Raw genomic sequence first — 14,710 nt, 5'->3', positions numbered from 1 at the left:
GTTTCATGGACAAACGCACCCAGATCGACAAGGCGCGACTATCTTTCCAGAACGCCATGAGAGAATCGCTCGGTGAGAATGATAACAACACCTCGACCGAAGCAACTGGAATCAATATTTATGGTGGTACCATAAATATTGAAAACCTTGAGCTCTCAATTGCTCTGCCTGGATCAAAAAAAAACTGTGAAAAGTGTACTTTCCTAAAAGTAAACTTCGCACAAAGCTGCTCGAATTTCGAAAAAAACTCTCTGTATCGTACTATCGTGCTTTTGCTCCAGGCCATGATCTCAGCTGCCTCTGACAAAATAAAAAAATCAGCAATTGTCAGAAACCTATGTATAAACCTGCAGACGCCTGCGACAGTTTGCAGCTTCATTGGCGCAGCGATAAGAAGAGTCATCGCCTGTCAGTTGCGGCTAGATCACAGGAGGAACTATGCTTGATTTTCTTATATTCGTTGGCGCTCTTTTTCTGTTTGCTGGCTTAGTTGTTGTGATCAAACCCCAAAAAAAATTGACCCGCAAAACCGGCCTCATATACCTAGTAATTGGCGCAGCACTCGGGCTTGGAGCGGTCGCACTCTCGGATTCTTCTGAGAGCAATGCTGACATTGCACAGGCCAAAGCGGAGCGCGAAGAAGACAAACGCAAAGGCTTCCATTGCCTAAGCGCATGGGACGGCTCTTACCCAGACCTGGAACGTTTTGTCGAAGATCGACTGGTTGATCCGGATAGCTACGAGCACATCAAGACCCTGGTTTCACCAGTGTCAGACATCGGAACTCACAATATCTCAATGCAATTTCGAGCCCGCAATGGCTTCGGCGGCATGACGATCGGCTCGGCCAGCGCAGTGATCACTCAAGAGGACTGCAAGATAGTCACAGCCTCAATTGACGAGAATTAAGAGCTGGCTAAGAGAGGCTCGAGGCTAAACTGAGAGCTGAACGAACTGAACGCCATCGACTCCAACATCAAATGGCGGACACTACCATTCGCCAGCCAACTCCAAAACCAAGTGCACTTACTCCACCGGAGCGCCGTTTTGGCCGGAAGGCCCCGCACACCGTGTCTTGTCCCACTTGGTCCCGTATCATCCCACCTTATCCCGCCTCACTCTAATAATAAGTGTCGGTTAACACCCGCTGATTGCGGCCGCCCCGATGGCAATGACCTATATCCCGTCTGCTGCGGCTCATGGCGATGACGCGCCAAAGGTTGTGACATCCATCAAACCGATCCACGCCATCACCAGCGCCATCATGAAAGATATTGGCGAGCCGCTTCTTCTTCTTGATGGTGCATCCTCTCCGCATTCCTATTCCCTGCGCCCAAGCGAGGCCCGAGCACTGAGCGAGGCCGATCTGGTGGTTTATGTTTCCCACAGCCTTGAAGGTTTCCTTGAAAAACCGCTTGAGACTCTTTCAAAGAGCAGCCATCAGCTTGAACTGATTGCGACCGAGGGCCTTGCCCTTCGCAAGATGCGTGAAGGCGGCACGTGGGAAAATCATGGTCATGACGATCATGACGATCACGACGAAGATCACGGCCATGACGACGATCATGGTCACGATGAACATGCACATGATGAAGACCACGATCAGGATCACGATGCGCACGGTGAAGAAGATCACCATCATGAACATGGTGGTATTGATCCGCATATCTGGATGGATCCGGCCAATGGTGCAAGCATTGCAACGGCAATTACAGATGAACTTGCCGAAATCGATCCCGAGCATGCCGATGACTATCGCGCCAATCTGAAAACGTTACTTGCAAGCCTGACGTCACTTGGCAATGATCTACGCCAACAGATCGCCCCGATCCAGAGCAAGCCCTATGTCGTGTTTCATGATGCCTATCAGTATCTCGAAACCGGATTTGGCTTGAATGCGGTCGGGTCGATCACGGTATCGCCTGATCAGAAGCCCGGAGCCAAGCGCCTGCATGAAATCGAAGACAAAATCCGTGACACCGGTGCCGTCTGCATCTTTGCCGAACCGCAATTCCGCCCGGCAGTTGTGCAGGCTGTTGTTTCCGATACCGGTATTCGCAGCGGAACCCTTGACCCGCTTGGCGCGGAAATTGCTGCCGGACCCGATGCCTATCAGGAAATCCTTCGTCAGAATGTCGGCGCCCTTGTCGACTGCCTTGGCAACGCTTCGTAAATCCTGCGCGACAGTGCTGGTTGCCGGCTTCGCTTTGCTGGCAACCAGCGTTTCGGCGTTTGCCCATCCCCATGTCTGGATTGATGCCAGCGCCGAATTCCTGTTCGAGAATGACCAGATCACAGGCATTCGCATTCATTGGGTGTTTGATGATCTGTTCAGCATGACGCTGATGGACGAGTTCGACCAGAACCACGACACGCGGTTCTTTGGTGATGAAAACACCAATCTGCGCGATAATGCCTTTGCCGCACTGGCAGAAGTTTCCTGGCTGACACATCTGCGCCGCAATGAAGAGCTGGTGCCATTTTCCGGCGCATCGGACTTCAAGGCCGATGTTACCGATGACCGGCGTGTCAGCTATGACTTCAAGCTGGACCTTGAAAGCCCGCTTGATCCGAAAAAGGACACAATCAGCCTGTCTGTCTATGACGCTGAATATTATATTGATGTCGCTTTCACACAGGTCGACCCCATCCTGTTTTCCGGGGTCAAGAATCTCTCCTGCCATTTCGAGATGAGCGAAGATGAAAAGAATCGCATCTATTTTGACCTTGTTGCGCCGATCCGCGCCGATCTTGTTTGCGCGGGCAAGGTGGCAGATGGCGGCAATGCTGGCAGCCTTGCTCCTGGTGATTTCGTTCGGGTCGATTAATCCGGCCAATGCGCAGTCGGCCAATCTTCTGGGTCGCGGCAGCAATGATAGCACCAACACAGCTCAAAACCCGTCATCTCCCGCGCAAGATGAAAGCCTGATTTCCCTGCCCGGCTGGCTGTCTGATCTTGTTGGTCAGACAATTGTCATTCAGACCAAACTCAACCGCGAAATCACCGCCACCCTGCGTGATGCCAAATCTGATCGCAGTATCTGGCCGGGACTGATGATCATTGCCCTTTCCTTTGCCTATGGCGTGTTTCACGCCGCGGGGCCCGGTCATGGCAAGATGATTACCACCACCTATTTCCTGTCACGCGATGCCGGATGGAGACAGGGGGTTGCCATGGGCAGTCTTATCGCAGGCGTACAGGCGGTAACCGCCATCGTGCTGGTTGGTGGCTTGACCCTGATCCTTAATCTTGGCCCGGCGGCAATCACCCAAAACGGTCTGGTCCTTGAGGCTGTTTCATATGCCCTGATTGCGGGTCTTGGCGCGTTGATGTGCCTGCGCATTCTGCAGGGACGGGATGATTGCTGTGATCACGGCGAACACACCCACCATGACCATCATCACCACACGCATGACCATGGTCATGACCACAATCTCGCACATGAACATCAGCACGATCATCAAGACACCGGGCACCATCATGCCCACAGCACCGCTGCACCGGCTCAAACGCGCTGGCAGATGATTGCAAGCGGGATCGTTGTTGGCCTGCGCCCCTGCACGGGCTCTATACTTGTGCTGCTCTTTACGATGGCAAACGGGATGTTTCTGATCGGCATCGGGTCGGCCTTCGCCATGGCCCTTGGCGTTGCCCTTACCATCAGCCTGATCGGACTTGCCGCCATTGGCATCCGGACCGGAACCCGGCATCTGTTTCATCTTTCTGACGGGGCAGCGGGGATCATCCGGCGCGCCGTCGGCTTTGGCGGGGCTTTGATGATCACATTGTTCGGGGTGATGCTGTTGCTGGCATCAGCAAGGCAACTGGGCTGGCTTTAAACGATAACAGCCCGCACGGTTGACACCATGCGGGCTGCTGGCATTCCTGAGCGGATGCGTTACCGGGCGCTGACAACCTTCATCACCAGTTTGCCGTCCGGCTTGATCGGCCCATCTTCCTTCGCACCGAGGGTATATTCAAACACACCGGTTTTCATGCCACCGGCCTCGGAATGAACCATCAGCATCAGCATCTCGCCGGATTTGACCGGCTCCTGCAGAATGGCCGCGACGTCCATATTCTCGCCCTTCTTGATCGGGGCATAACCCACAACCGGTCCCGGCTTCATGTCGCTATCGGTGCGGTGAACAACCAGCCAGCCATTTTCACCAGCCATGATTTTTGACGCGGTGACAGTGCCGCCCGACATGTCCTGATCCATGGCATCGACCATCGGCCCCATCGCAAATGCTGCCGAACTTCCGGCAAAAACAACCCCGGCACCAAGCAGCATGGCACCAGCAAACCCCGTCGCCTTACGTTTGAACGTCATGTGAAGTCTCCTTTGCTTTTGAATGTGAACACGCCTTTTGCGGTTCGCTCGTCTGGTGCGTTGATCGCACACACAAGAAGCTACGCAGACAATTCAATCGGGTTTCAAAAAGGTGATTTTTAATGCACGACCGGGATCAGATGTCCGTGAATGGCCGGTCCGGTCGGAAGTCCGGTCGGCGATCCCCCGACCGGTTCAAGACTGATCCCGAAGGTCGCCTTGCGCAGCATCGCCGGGGCGAACTGACCAAGTTGCTTGGTGGTCGGGTTTGCAACATTTTCCAGAAGTCCAAGCGATTGTGGCTGTGGCCCGGTTTCATCGGTAACGATCCACAGCTGATAGGTTTTACCCTCGGGAACGGTTGCCTCGACCGGCCGAATGGTGACCTCGCGGGTATCAAGATCGACACTCATGACAAAGGCCGGCTGGGTGTCATCACGATGGAACACGGCGACAAACTTGCCATCGGCAACGGGCAACACCGGATCGGATGTGAACACCGTTATCAGAAGCCCGGCTGCTATTGCAGCAGAACCCAAAGCACCGACACGCCAGATCGCAAGTTTGCGTTTAAGAGCCGCGAAATCGGCAATCCCCGGCACAGTTCGGGCAATCTCAATCCCCTCGGCATCAATCCGGCTTCGAATATTCGCAAACAGATTTGACGAGGGTGCAACAGCTTCGTAATGGGTGTTAAGTGGTGACAACCGGTTTTCCCAAGCAATAATTGCCACCTCAAGATCAGGTTCATTGCCCCGGCGCGCATTCACGGCATCGCGTTGCCGGGCGTCAAGCGTCCCGAGCACATATTCCGCCGCCAGCATGTCCTTGTCTTCGTGATCGGTCATGATCCGAGGCATTCCTTTAATTGTCGCAGGCTGCGATGCAGCCAGGTCTTGACCGTTCCCACTGGCTGGGCAAACCGTTCAGCAAGTTCGGCACGCGACCAGCCTTCAAGATAAGCCAGTTTGACCATTTGCTGACGATCATCTTCCAAGCCGCCCAGACAATGTTCAAGTCGGCGGACTTCACCGGCCCGCGCGACTTCTTCAAAAACGGTATCTGTCGAGGCAAGTGTATCAACATCCACTTCGTCAATGTCGGCTTCCGGACGCTGGCGCCTGACAATATCAATTGCCCGATTGCGGGCAATCGTCGCCATCCATGTGATCACCGATGCGCGTCCCGGCTCAAAGTCGCCCGCCTTCTGCCAGATGCGGACATAAATATCCTGAAGAGCATCCTCGCTTTGGGCGCGGTTTCTCAAGATACGCAGAACGATGCCAAAAAGTTTCGCGGAGGTGGCATGATAAAGCTGCTCGAAAGCATCCCTGTCGCCATTAAACGACAGCTTAAGGAGGTTTTCCAGATCCCGGGTTGTCGTCATAACCACCCCCCTGCAACATGCGATAGACCGGATCTCAACGCATGATCAAAGACAAACCGGGACAAAATCCCGGAACTGCATTGTCTTACGCTGATTTGCAGGAACCTGATCAATTCAGGCAGGGACAAACCCGATCTTCAGGATTTAAAATCTGCCGGGATGTTTTCGGTTGCCCTGATGAGGGCATCCATCACCATGCGAACGCCGGGCGATCTGCGCATATCGGGATGTACCACAAGCCAGACCGGCTTGCTGACTTCACCCAGTTTGTCGTCAAAGATCATCTCAAGGCGATCATCAGAATCGGCCATATAGCGCGGCAACAATCCAAGGCCGTGCCCCGCAGCTACAAAGGCAAGGACTGTTTGCGTATCATCAGCCTTTACACGCATGGGAAGCTTGGCATCAATCGTTTCCCAGACCCAGCCTTGTTGATAATCGCCAAAGGTATTGCGCCCGTCACTGCAAAATTCCCAATCCTTGCGGGCGACCCGGCTCGTATAGCCCTTGGCAGCGTAAATGGCAAAACGCAGATTTGTCAGCTTGCGCGCGATCAGGCCACTTTGGTCGGGCGTTGCCATGCGGACCGCCACATCGGCCTCACGTCGGGCCAGATTGGCAATCACGCTGGATCCCAGAATTTCATATTCGAGATTTTTCTGATCGCGCAGCAATTCGGCGAGGCGCGGCGCAAACAATAGCCTTCCGGCCGCTGGCGGCACCGCAATCCGGACCACACCATGTGCGGTTTCATCCCCGCGTGCCTGACGTTCAAAGGCCAGAACATCTTCCTCGATGCGGCCAGCCACGGGGACAAGGTTTTCCCCGGCATCGGTCAATTGCCAGCCGGTAGCCAAACGGTCGAAAAGACGGGCACCAAGATCGGCTTCAAGGGCCTCGATCCGTCGGGCGACGGTTGTGTGATCCTTCCCCAGACGGCGTGCTGCCCCGGAAAGGGTACCAGCCTGCGCAACGGCGACAAAAAACCGCAAGTCGTTCCAGTTCATTTATCACCCCTTACAAGCAGTCAATCGAACAATCTCACGCATGACCGCCCTTCCCTATCGCCCGGAGAGCATCAGAACAATTGCGCAAATTTGCACAACTATAGCGCATTTTATCGGAGTTCCATCGCGTTTTTGCGCATGCCATTGTCACTTCATCAAAACAGCCCACACGATCAAGGAGCGTCAGAATGGCTATTTCAAACCAGATCGATTGCAATCCCGTCGTTGGTTGCGTTTCGACAAAATCCATGCCCGAGATGACGGCGCAATGCCACACATCCCCGTCCTCGCGCCCCAACACCACCAAGGGTATTGGCGCTATCATCCGGAGCATTCTTGATGCCGTCATATCATGCTACAAACGCCATCAGAGCCGGGCGGACCTGAACCGTCTGAGCGACGATCAACTGCGCGATATCGGTTTGGAACGCGAGCATGATGGCCATATCATCCAGTCGCGTTTCTAAGCAGATCAAAGCGGCCAAAGGTCCGATCTCTGGCAGTCCTCTGGCAATCGACACGCTTTGATAACCGTCATCATGCCGATAGGGGTATCGACATGATGACATGTGCCTCCCTCAGGCATGAAAAGGCTCCCGTCCTGCGGGGGCCTTTTACCTGTTTGATCCGGATGACTAGACCTGAAATTCTTCGGATATTTCGTCAGCGGCCTTGATCAGCGCATCCATCACAAGCCGCACTCCCGGCGATCTGCGCATATCGGGATGAACCACCATCCAGCCGGTTTCACGGCTTTTACCGTCAATATCTGCGTGGATCAGTTCAAGTTGTTCGTCCCTGTCGCCAAGATATCTGGGCAAAACGCCAACACCGTGGCCCGCAGCAATAAACTGGCGGACTGTTTCAGTATCATCTGCGCGAAACCGGCATGGTAATTCCCGGCCCAGAACATGGCGTACCCATTCCTTCTTCGAGGCACCATAAGCGGTATCCTCATAGCCACAAAATTCCCAGTCAAGGCTGGGAACCCGGTCGCGATACCCCACCGCGCCATAAAGCCCGACACCAAGTTCCACCAGTTTTCGGGTGATCAATCCCGGTTCGCGCGGGGTGACCATGCGTACGGCAATATCGGCTTCGCGCCGGGCAAGGTTGACGATATTGGCCGCCCCGATGATTTCAAATTCCAGGCCCTTATGTGCCGTTAACAGTCGAGCAAGACGCGGGGCAAACAACACACGCCCGGCAACCGGCGGCACCGATATGCGCACCACCCCGTGGGCAGCTTCATCGCCTTTGGCCTGTCGTTCAAAGGCAAGAGCCTCTTCCTCGACCCGTTCGGCAACCGGCACAAGATTCTGTCCCGCTGTTGTCAGTTGCCAGCCGCGCGGCAGCCGGTCAAACAGTTTGGTTCCAACATCAAGCTCAAGGGCCTCGATCCGGCGGGCAACGGTCGTATGTTCCTTGCGCAACCGGCGTGCCGCCCCGGAAAGACTGCCCTCGTCGGCAAGAACAAGGAAATAGCGCAGATCATTCCAGTTCATCTTTGCACCTTATCTGTGATCGGCTTTTGAGTTCTGGTTATTTTTGCACATTAAATCTGCAAAACAACCGAATTCCTGTTTTATTTTGCATATGACAGGATCGAACCATCAAAGACGCAACTCAACCAGAAATATCAGGAGGCCATCATGGCTCATCAGATTTCTGCACATTCTGCCCGGTTCGATATTGCCACAGACCCCATTGCCAAACGGATGCCGTTCGGCGCGTTGTTCAACCGGATTGTCAAATATTCAGTTGAAGCCCGCAAACGCAAGAACCAGCGCGAAGTTCTCAGCACCCTGAGTGATGCACAGCTTCTTGATGTCGGTCTGGAACGCAAATTTGATGGTGAACGCTGGTATGTTGACCGGATTTCAAAAGAGCTCCCCGCCCGCAAAATCCGCTAACCGCCTCGCGGCCACCAGCAAAAAAGGGACCCGAACGGGTCCCTTTTTTATTTGTATGAGGATTTGTTATTTTACCCGCGCAGGGCATTGACCCGGTCGGTTGCTTCCTGTGCCAGTCGGGTGATGGTTGTCCAGTCACCGGCCTTGACCGCATCCTTGGGCGCGACCCACGAACCGCCCACCGTGATGATGTTTGGCAGGGCCAGATAATCGGCCAGATTGGACAGCGACACACCACCGGTCGGGCAGAATTTAACCTGTGGCAGCGGACCTGAAATCGCCTTGAGCATCGAAACACCGCCCTGCTGTTCTGCCGGGAAGAACTTCAATGTGTCATAGCCATGATCCATCAGGTTCATGATTTCGGACGGCGTCCCGGCACCGGGAAGCAACGGACATCCGGTGTCGGCTGCTGCCTTGAGCAAGCTTTCCGTATGGCCCGGCGAAACAGCAAAGGCACAACCGATTTCGGCCATGCGTTCCATCTGTTTGGCATTGACCACGGTTCCGGCACCGGTGATGGCATCAGGGACTTCGGCGATGATGCGTTTGATGCTTTCCTCGGCTGCGTCGGAACGCAAGGTGATTTCAAGCACCGGCAGACCACCGGCAACCAGTGCCTTGGCGAGCGGCACGGCATCGTTAACATCTTCGATCACCAGAACCGGCACCACCGGGGCTTTGGACAGAATTTCACGCGATGAAAGGCTCATAAACTATTCCTCCAGTTTCCCGGTCAGGCCGTCAAAATCTTGGCGCAACCGAGCAGGGCCGGGTATTTCGCCGTCATCAGGCGCACCGGCACATCATTCATCAAATCATGGAAACGGCCCTTGGCGATCATGCGCTCTTTCAGGCCGCTTTGTTTCATATAGTCGGCAATGCGCGGGCCGATGCCGCCACCGATAAAGACCCCGTCAAAGGCACCAAGCGTCAGGACAAGATCCCCTGCAACCCCGCCCATGAACAGGCAGAACCGTTCCAGCACCTTAAGGCAAAGCGGGTCACCATCCTTAAGCGCACCATCAACAACCTCGGCTGCGGTTTTGGGGACCACCGTAACACCATCAATCGCCGCCAATGCACGATACAGGTTTTCAATCCCCATGCCCGACAGGATACGTTCGGCCGACACACGGCCCAGTTCCCCGGTCAGGAATTTGACGATCTCATAATCAAGATCGTCAACCGCAGGCAGGGACACATGTCCGCCTTCGCCCTGAATTGGCAACCAGTGCCCTTCATGGGGCAGCAATCCCGACACACCAAGCCCGGTTCCGGCCCCGATCACTGCCAATGGCAATCCCGGGCGTCCCGGACCATCAAACAGCGTGATCAGGTCTTCGTCGCCCAGATACGGCACAGACATGGCAAGACCGGTGAAATCATTGACCACAACAAGGCGGTCCAGATTGAATTCGGCCTTGAGTGCCTCTTTGGAAAACACCCACGGGTTATTGGTGAACTTGATCGTGTCGGCCATGGCAGGGCATGCCACCGCGACAGCAAATTCACGCAAATCCGAACAGTCGGTCTTGACCATAAAGTCCCGCATGGCATCGCCGATGGTCGCATATTCGCGCACCGGCAATGTCATCGGTGTATGGGGATTGCCTGCCTCGTCCAGCCAGGCAAAGCGGGCATTGGTCCCGCCGATATCACCAACCAGCATCATTACGCGACTTCAGCCTCCCCCGGGAAGGCGGCACTGGCACCCAATTCTGCCAGGCCAACATGTTCGCGGAACACACCGAACATTTCACGGCCAAAGCCGTCCTGATGTTCGGCCTTGTTGTCAAAGGTCGCGAAATCACGCTTGGCCAATTCGGCCTCGGTCACGTTCAAAAGCAACTCGCCGGTTTCAGCATCCAGACGAATGATGTCGCCGTCTTTCACCTTGGCAATCGGGCCATTCATCATGGCTTCGGGCGTCACATGAATGGCAGCCGGAACCTTGCCCGATGCACCAGACATACGGCCATCGGTAACCAGAGCCACCTTGTAGCCAAGATCCTGAAGCACACCCAGCGGCGGGGTCAGTTTATGCAGTTCAGGCATACCATTGGCTTTCGGTCCCTGGAAACGCACAACACAAACCACGTCACGATGCAGTTTGCCTTCCTTGAAGGCATCCATCATGGCTTCCTGGGATGTGAACACCGCTGCCGGAGCCTCGATCACGCGGTTTTCCGGCTTAACAGCGGATACCTTGATCACCGAACGGCCAAGATTGCCCGAAAGCATACGCAGACCGCCATCGGCACTGAATGCCTTTTCGGTCGGACGCAGGATTTCTTCATCATGGCTGTTTGCCGGGGCATCTCGCCATGCAAGCTTGCCATTATCAAGATACGGCTCGGTACCATATGCGGCCATGCCACCGTTATGGATGGTTTCGAGATCCGGATGCAGGATGCCGTTTTTCAGAAGATCGGAAATCACAAAGCCCATGCCACCCGCAGCGTGGAAATGATTCACATCAGCCTGACCGTTCGGATAAACACGGCACAGAAGCGGCACAATACGTGACAGTTCGTCAAAATCGTCCCAGCGCAGTTCGATACCAGCCGCCCGCGCCATGGCGGGCAGATGCAGGGTATGGTTGGTCGAACCACCGGTCGCAAGCAGACCGACGATGCCGTTCACAAAGGCCTTTTCGTCAAGAATCTTGCCAATCGGGCGGTAATCATTGCCAAGCCTGGTGATCTGAAGGGCGCGGCGTGCGGCCTCTTCGGTAAGCGCATCACGCAGTTCGGTATTCGGATTGACAAATGCCGCACCGGGAAGATGCAAGCCCATGACTTCCATCAGCATCTGGTTGGAGTTTGCCGTCCCGTAGAAGGTGCAGGTGCCCGGGCTGTGATAGGATGCGGTTTCGGCCTCCAACAGTTCCTTGCGACCAACCTTGCCCTGAGCATAAAGCTGACGAATGCGGGCCTTTTCATTGTTGGGCAAACCCGACGGCATCGGACCGGCCGGGACAAACACCGCCGGAATATGGCCATAGGAAAGTGCGCCCATGACAAGACCCGGCACGATCTTGTCGCAAACACCAAGATACAGCGCGCCATCAAAGACGTCATGAGACAGGGAAACCGCCGTCGACATCGCGATCACGTCGCGCGAGAACAAGCTAAGCTCCATGCCCGGACGGCCCTGTGTCACGCCGTCACACATGGCCGGAACGCCACCGGCAACCTGTGCGGTTGCTCCAGCTTCAAACACGGCCTTTTTGATCAGGTCCGGATAGACACCAAGCGGCTGATGGGCCGAAAGCATGTCATTATAGGACGTCACGATACCAAGATTGGCACCCTCGTCCCCATTGATGCGGGCCTTTTCAGCTGCGCCACAGCCTGCCGAGGCATGGGCAAGGTTACCACAAGACAGCGAAGAGCGATGCGGGCGATCAGAAGCTGCTGCTTCGATCTTGGCAAGATAGGCTTCGCGGGTTGGTTTGGAACGCTCGATAATGCGTTTTGTAATCTGTTCTATTTCACGTTTCATGGGGCTCAGCCTTTCGGGTTCTCGGCGCTCCACCACAGATCGACGGGGACGTCAGTCTGCTGCAAAATTGCGCGAACTGGCATCTCTTCGATATCTGTGCCGTTTTTCGCGGTTTCAAAGGTCGACCATTTGGACTGTCCGGTAATATGGATACCTATATACCGGGCGTTAAGGATGGCGGGTAAAGTCATGCTGATGCGCGGGACCGGGGATACGGTCGGGCGTGCAGCGGCGACCACCTCGCCATGTTCGGGATAAAGCCCCTTGCGCAGGGCTTCGGGCGTTGAGGACGGGAAAAGTGATGCGGTATGACCGTCATCCCCCATCCCCAAAAAGACAATATCAAGCGGCCAGTGCATTTCGGTACGCAGACGGGCGCTAACCGTTGCAATTGCGTCTTCGGGGTTGCTGTCGGATGTTTTCAGCGACACAAAGCGCGCATTCTGGGCTTCGTTGATAAACAGGTTATCGCGCACCAGCTTCTCATTGGACTGGTCATCGTCAAGCCCCACCCAGCGATCATCGCCAAGGGTGACGGTTACCTTTGACCAGTCAAGGCGCGCGGTTGAAAGGGTCTGGAAAAGCGGCTTGGGGAACCGGCCACCGGCAACAGCAATGCTGGCATGGCCTCGGGTGGCAATGGCAAATTCCAGCCGCTCGATGGTTTCCTTGACCATTGCCGCAAGCATGTCATCGCCGCTTTTGAAAATGCGTTCGTTAATCATGTTCTCTTCCCGAATTGGGGTCATGGGGAATATGTGGCACCCCGGCATCAAAGCCGGGGCAACATCATTCCTAGAACCCGGCTTCTTCGTTCCAGGTCCGTCCATCACGTTCAATCAGCGCAATGGCTGCTGACGGGCCCCACGTTCCAGAAGTGTAGCCTTTGGGCGTAACATGGTTGTTCTGCCAGGCTTCCTGAATGGCATCGACCCACTGCCAGGCAATGTCCTGTTCGTCACGACGTACAAACAGCGTGTTGTTGCCATCAATCGCATCAAGCAACAGACGCTCATAGGCATCCGGGCTTCGGCCACCAAAGGCCTCGGCGAATGACAGGTTAAGTGCCGTCGGGCGCAAACGCACAAGCCCCGGCCCCGGGTTCTTGTTGTTCAAAACCAGATGGATACCGTCATCAGGCTGCAGGCGCAGAACCAGCTTGTTGGCCTGATAGTTGGTCATGGATTTTGCCAGCGGGAAAATCTGATGGGGCACGTCGCGGAACTGGATCACGATTTCCGAATGACGTTTCGGAAGGCGTTTCCCCGTGCGCAGATAGAACGGAACCCCGGCCCAGCGCCAGTTATTGAGCTCTGCCCGAATTGCGACAAAGGTTTCGGTGGTGCTATCGACATTGGCACCTTCTTCTTCAAGGTAGCCCGGCACTTCCTTGCCACCGACAGCGCCCTTGCGATACTGACCGCGCACGGTTGCGGTATCGATATTGGCATCCGTGATCGGTTGCAGGGCCTTAAGGACCTTGACCTTTTCATCACGCACCGCGTCCTGATCAAGGACATAGGGCGGTTCCATCGCAACAAGGCACAGCAACTGCAACATATGGTTCTGGACCATGTCGCGCATCGCACCGGCATCGTCATAATAGGACCAGCGTCCTTCGACACCGACTTCCTCGCCCACTGTGATCTGAACGTGATCGATATGTGCACTGTTCCAGAGCGGTTCGAACATCGCATTGGCAAAGCGCAGAATCATCAGGTTCTGCACCGTTTCCTTGCCAAGATAATGATCGATACGGAAAATCTGGTTCTCGTCAAAGACATCACCGATCTGGCCGTTGATTTCACGGCAGCTTTCAAGATCGTGGCCCAGCGGCTTTTCAAGCACGACACGGGAATTCGGTGTGACCAGACCAACCTTTTTCAGGTTAAAGGCCATATCGGCAAACAACGCCGGGCTGGTCGAGAAATAATAGACACGGTCACGATCAGGCTGATCGGACAGTTTGTCATACAGAAGCTTGAAGCCCGCCTCGTCATCGGCAGAGACCTGCACATAGCCGATGCGGCTTGCGAATTTGGTCCAGATTTTGGCGTCAAACTCGCCCTTGGGGATGAACTTTTTCCCGGCTTCTTCCAGTTTGGAGCGGAATTCCTCGTCGCTATGTTCGCTGCGCGAAGCGCCAAAGATGCGGGTTTCATCATCGAAACGCCCGGTACGTTCCATTTCATAGAGTGCGGGGAACAGTTTCCGTAACGCCAAATCTCCGGTCCCACCGAAAATCACGATATCAGCGATACGATGCTTAAGCCTTTGTCTCATTCTGCCCTTAGCCTTCCAACGTTTCCTTCCCGTCGCCAAGGTGGGACCCCGGATCAGATGATCCTGGCAGGCTACCGGGACACGGCATTTGCCGTGATAACAACATCGGGTTTTCCCGATGCGGCTTGTGCTTTCGCCCTTCTGCACAGATATGGACAGGCCATACATGATGCAAAGCGGGCATATTCGGGATGGTAAACATGATGCATTTCTGCGTCTGAAACATTTCCGGCGGGCAAGCACCCATGGCAATGTTTGAATGTCTGACCTTCCCGACCG

The 14,710-nt window shown here is 55.0% G+C and carries 17 protein-coding genes; 7 read left to right on the top strand and 10 right to left on the bottom strand.

All coding sequences use genetic code 11. The features are described from left to right. Positions 1-5 precede the first annotated feature (5 nt). The 5 genes from ACTU44_RS08600 (at position 6) to ACTU44_RS08580 (ending at position 3,840) form a co-directional block, all read left to right on the top strand. Positions 6-446: a hypothetical protein gene (locus tag ACTU44_RS08600; RefSeq protein WP_287465534.1), complete on the top strand. Its 441-nt coding sequence runs from the start codon at positions 6-8 to the stop codon at positions 444-446. Next, positions 439-909, top strand: a complete 471-nt coding sequence (locus ACTU44_RS08595; protein ID WP_462097209.1) for a hypothetical protein — start codon at positions 439-441, stop codon at positions 907-909. The genes ACTU44_RS08600 and ACTU44_RS08595 overlap by 8 nt, the downstream gene beginning before the upstream one ends. Positions 910-1,165: 256 nt before the next feature. Continuing rightward, on the top strand, positions 1,166-2,173 hold the full coding sequence (locus tag ACTU44_RS08590) for a zinc ABC transporter substrate-binding protein (protein ID WP_462097208.1): 1,008 nt from the start codon (positions 1,166-1,168) through the stop codon (positions 2,171-2,173). Continuing rightward, positions 2,133-2,828, top strand: coding sequence for a DUF1007 family protein (locus tag ACTU44_RS08585; protein ID WP_114099329.1), 696 nt, complete (start codon positions 2,133-2,135; stop codon positions 2,826-2,828). The genes ACTU44_RS08590 and ACTU44_RS08585 overlap by 41 nt, the downstream gene beginning before the upstream one ends. Next, positions 2,776-3,840 (top strand): nickel/cobalt transporter, encoded by a 1,065-nt coding sequence (locus ACTU44_RS08580; protein ID WP_462097207.1) that lies wholly within the window; start codon positions 2,776-2,778, stop codon positions 3,838-3,840. The genes ACTU44_RS08585 and ACTU44_RS08580 overlap by 53 nt, the downstream gene beginning before the upstream one ends. Positions 3,841-3,899: 59 nt before the next feature. On the opposite strand, the gene ACTU44_RS08575 is transcribed toward ACTU44_RS08580, so the two are convergent. From ACTU44_RS08575 to ACTU44_RS08560, 4 genes are all read right to left on the bottom strand, one after another. Continuing rightward, positions 3,900-4,334 (bottom strand): DUF7282 domain-containing protein, encoded by a 435-nt coding sequence (locus tag ACTU44_RS08575; protein ID WP_336083388.1) that lies wholly within the window; start codon positions 4,332-4,334, stop codon positions 3,900-3,902. Positions 4,335-4,453: 119 nt separating this feature from the next. Continuing rightward, entirely contained in the window at positions 4,454-5,182 is a 729-nt protein-coding gene (locus tag ACTU44_RS08570; RefSeq protein ID WP_462097206.1) for an anti-sigma factor, read from the bottom strand. Continuing rightward, positions 5,179-5,721, bottom strand: coding sequence for a sigma-70 family RNA polymerase sigma factor (locus ACTU44_RS08565; RefSeq protein ID WP_462097205.1), 543 nt, complete (start codon positions 5,719-5,721; stop codon positions 5,179-5,181). Before ACTU44_RS08565 ends, ACTU44_RS08570 begins: the two co-directional genes overlap by 4 nt. A gap of 137 nt (positions 5,722-5,858) precedes the next feature. Further along, on the bottom strand, positions 5,859-6,728 hold the full coding sequence (locus tag ACTU44_RS08560; RefSeq protein ID WP_114099326.1) for a LysR family transcriptional regulator: 870 nt from the start codon (positions 6,726-6,728) through the stop codon (positions 5,859-5,861). A 188-nt stretch (positions 6,729-6,916) separates the two neighbouring features. On the opposite strand from ACTU44_RS08560, the gene ACTU44_RS08555 reads away from it, so the two are divergent. Further along, positions 6,917-7,195, top strand: a complete 279-nt coding sequence (locus ACTU44_RS08555; RefSeq protein WP_462097204.1) for a DUF1127 domain-containing protein — start codon at positions 6,917-6,919, stop codon at positions 7,193-7,195. 168 nt (positions 7,196-7,363) lie between these two features. Here the strand turns inward: ACTU44_RS08555 and ACTU44_RS08550 are convergent, their stop codons facing one another. Continuing rightward, positions 7,364-8,233: a LysR family transcriptional regulator gene (locus tag ACTU44_RS08550; protein ID WP_462097203.1), complete on the bottom strand. Its 870-nt coding sequence runs from the start codon at positions 8,231-8,233 to the stop codon at positions 7,364-7,366. 147 nt (positions 8,234-8,380) lie between these two features. Between ACTU44_RS08550 and ACTU44_RS08545 the strand changes: the two genes are divergently transcribed. Beyond that, positions 8,381-8,641, top strand: a complete 261-nt coding sequence (locus tag ACTU44_RS08545; protein WP_114099324.1) for a DUF1127 domain-containing protein — start codon at positions 8,381-8,383, stop codon at positions 8,639-8,641. Positions 8,642-8,712: 71 nt separating this feature from the next. Here ACTU44_RS08545 and ACTU44_RS08540 read toward each other — a convergent pair whose 3' ends face one another. The 5 genes from ACTU44_RS08540 to zwf form a co-directional block, all read right to left on the bottom strand. After that, on the bottom strand, positions 8,713-9,354 hold the full coding sequence (locus ACTU44_RS08540; RefSeq protein WP_462097202.1) for a bifunctional 4-hydroxy-2-oxoglutarate aldolase/2-dehydro-3-deoxy-phosphogluconate aldolase: 642 nt from the start codon (positions 9,352-9,354) through the stop codon (positions 8,713-8,715). A 23-nt stretch (positions 9,355-9,377) separates the two neighbouring features. After that, positions 9,378-10,316 carry a glucokinase gene (gene glk, locus ACTU44_RS08535; RefSeq protein WP_462097201.1) on the bottom strand — a complete coding sequence of 313 codons (939 nt, stop codon included), beginning with the start codon at positions 10,314-10,316 and terminating at the stop codon, positions 9,378-9,380. Further along, complete coding sequence (edd, locus tag ACTU44_RS08530; RefSeq protein ID WP_462097200.1) at positions 10,316-12,148, bottom strand: phosphogluconate dehydratase; 1,833 nt, start codon at positions 12,146-12,148, stop codon at positions 10,316-10,318. Before edd ends, glk begins: the two co-directional genes overlap by 1 nt. Before the next feature lie 5 nt (positions 12,149-12,153). Beyond that, a complete protein-coding gene (gene pgl, locus ACTU44_RS08525; protein ID WP_114099320.1) occupies positions 12,154-12,873 on the bottom strand; it encodes a 6-phosphogluconolactonase in 720 nt (239 codons plus the stop codon). Between the two features lie 70 nt (positions 12,874-12,943). After that, positions 12,944-14,431 carry a glucose-6-phosphate dehydrogenase gene (zwf, locus tag ACTU44_RS08520; protein WP_114099319.1) on the bottom strand — a complete coding sequence of 496 codons (1,488 nt, stop codon included), beginning with the start codon at positions 14,429-14,431 and terminating at the stop codon, positions 12,944-12,946. Positions 14,432-14,710 lie beyond the last annotated feature (279 nt).

The sequence above is a fragment of the Thalassospira sp. SM2505 genome (assembly GCF_054901115.1).
The sequence above is the reverse complement of the archived record's forward strand: the minus strand, read 5'-3'. Positions and strand labels throughout refer to the sequence as shown.

Excerpts from the sequence above, each read along its gene's own strand:
- ACTU44_RS08600 (WP_287465534.1), top strand. The coding sequence starts at position 6 with ATGGACAAACGCACCCAGATCGACAAGGCGCGACTATCTTTCCAGAAC.
- ACTU44_RS08595 (WP_462097209.1), top strand. The coding sequence starts at position 439 with ATGCTTGATTTTCTTATATTCGTTGGCGCTCTTTTTCTGTTTGCTGGC.
- ACTU44_RS08590 (WP_462097208.1), top strand. The coding sequence starts at position 1,166 with ATGGCAATGACCTATATCCCGTCTGCTGCGGCTCATGGCGATGACGCG.
- ACTU44_RS08585 (WP_114099329.1), top strand. The coding sequence starts at position 2,133 with ATGTCGGCGCCCTTGTCGACTGCCTTGGCAACGCTTCGTAAATCCTGC.
- ACTU44_RS08580 (WP_462097207.1), top strand. The coding sequence starts at position 2,776 with ATGGCGGCAATGCTGGCAGCCTTGCTCCTGGTGATTTCGTTCGGGTCG.
- ACTU44_RS08575 (WP_336083388.1), bottom strand. The coding sequence starts at position 4,334 with ATGACGTTCAAACGTAAGGCGACGGGGTTTGCTGGTGCCATGCTGCTT.
- ACTU44_RS08570 (WP_462097206.1), bottom strand. The coding sequence starts at position 5,182 with ATGACCGATCACGAAGACAAGGACATGCTGGCGGCGGAATATGTGCTC.
- ACTU44_RS08565 (WP_462097205.1), bottom strand. The coding sequence starts at position 5,721 with ATGACGACAACCCGGGATCTGGAAAACCTCCTTAAGCTGTCGTTTAAT.
- ACTU44_RS08560 (WP_114099326.1), bottom strand. The coding sequence starts at position 6,728 with ATGAACTGGAACGACTTGCGGTTTTTTGTCGCCGTTGCGCAGGCTGGT.
- ACTU44_RS08555 (WP_462097204.1), top strand. The coding sequence starts at position 6,917 with ATGGCTATTTCAAACCAGATCGATTGCAATCCCGTCGTTGGTTGCGTT.
- ACTU44_RS08550 (WP_462097203.1), bottom strand. The coding sequence starts at position 8,233 with ATGAACTGGAATGATCTGCGCTATTTCCTTGTTCTTGCCGACGAGGGC.
- ACTU44_RS08545 (WP_114099324.1), top strand. The coding sequence starts at position 8,381 with ATGGCTCATCAGATTTCTGCACATTCTGCCCGGTTCGATATTGCCACA.
- ACTU44_RS08540 (WP_462097202.1), bottom strand. The coding sequence starts at position 9,354 with ATGAGCCTTTCATCGCGTGAAATTCTGTCCAAAGCCCCGGTGGTGCCG.
- glk (WP_462097201.1), bottom strand. The coding sequence starts at position 10,316 with ATGATGCTGGTTGGTGATATCGGCGGGACCAATGCCCGCTTTGCCTGG.
- edd (WP_462097200.1), bottom strand. The coding sequence starts at position 12,148 with ATGAAACGTGAAATAGAACAGATTACAAAACGCATTATCGAGCGTTCC.
- pgl (WP_114099320.1), bottom strand. The coding sequence starts at position 12,873 with ATGATTAACGAACGCATTTTCAAAAGCGGCGATGACATGCTTGCGGCA.
- zwf (WP_114099319.1), bottom strand. The coding sequence starts at position 14,431 with ATGAGACAAAGGCTTAAGCATCGTATCGCTGATATCGTGATTTTCGGT.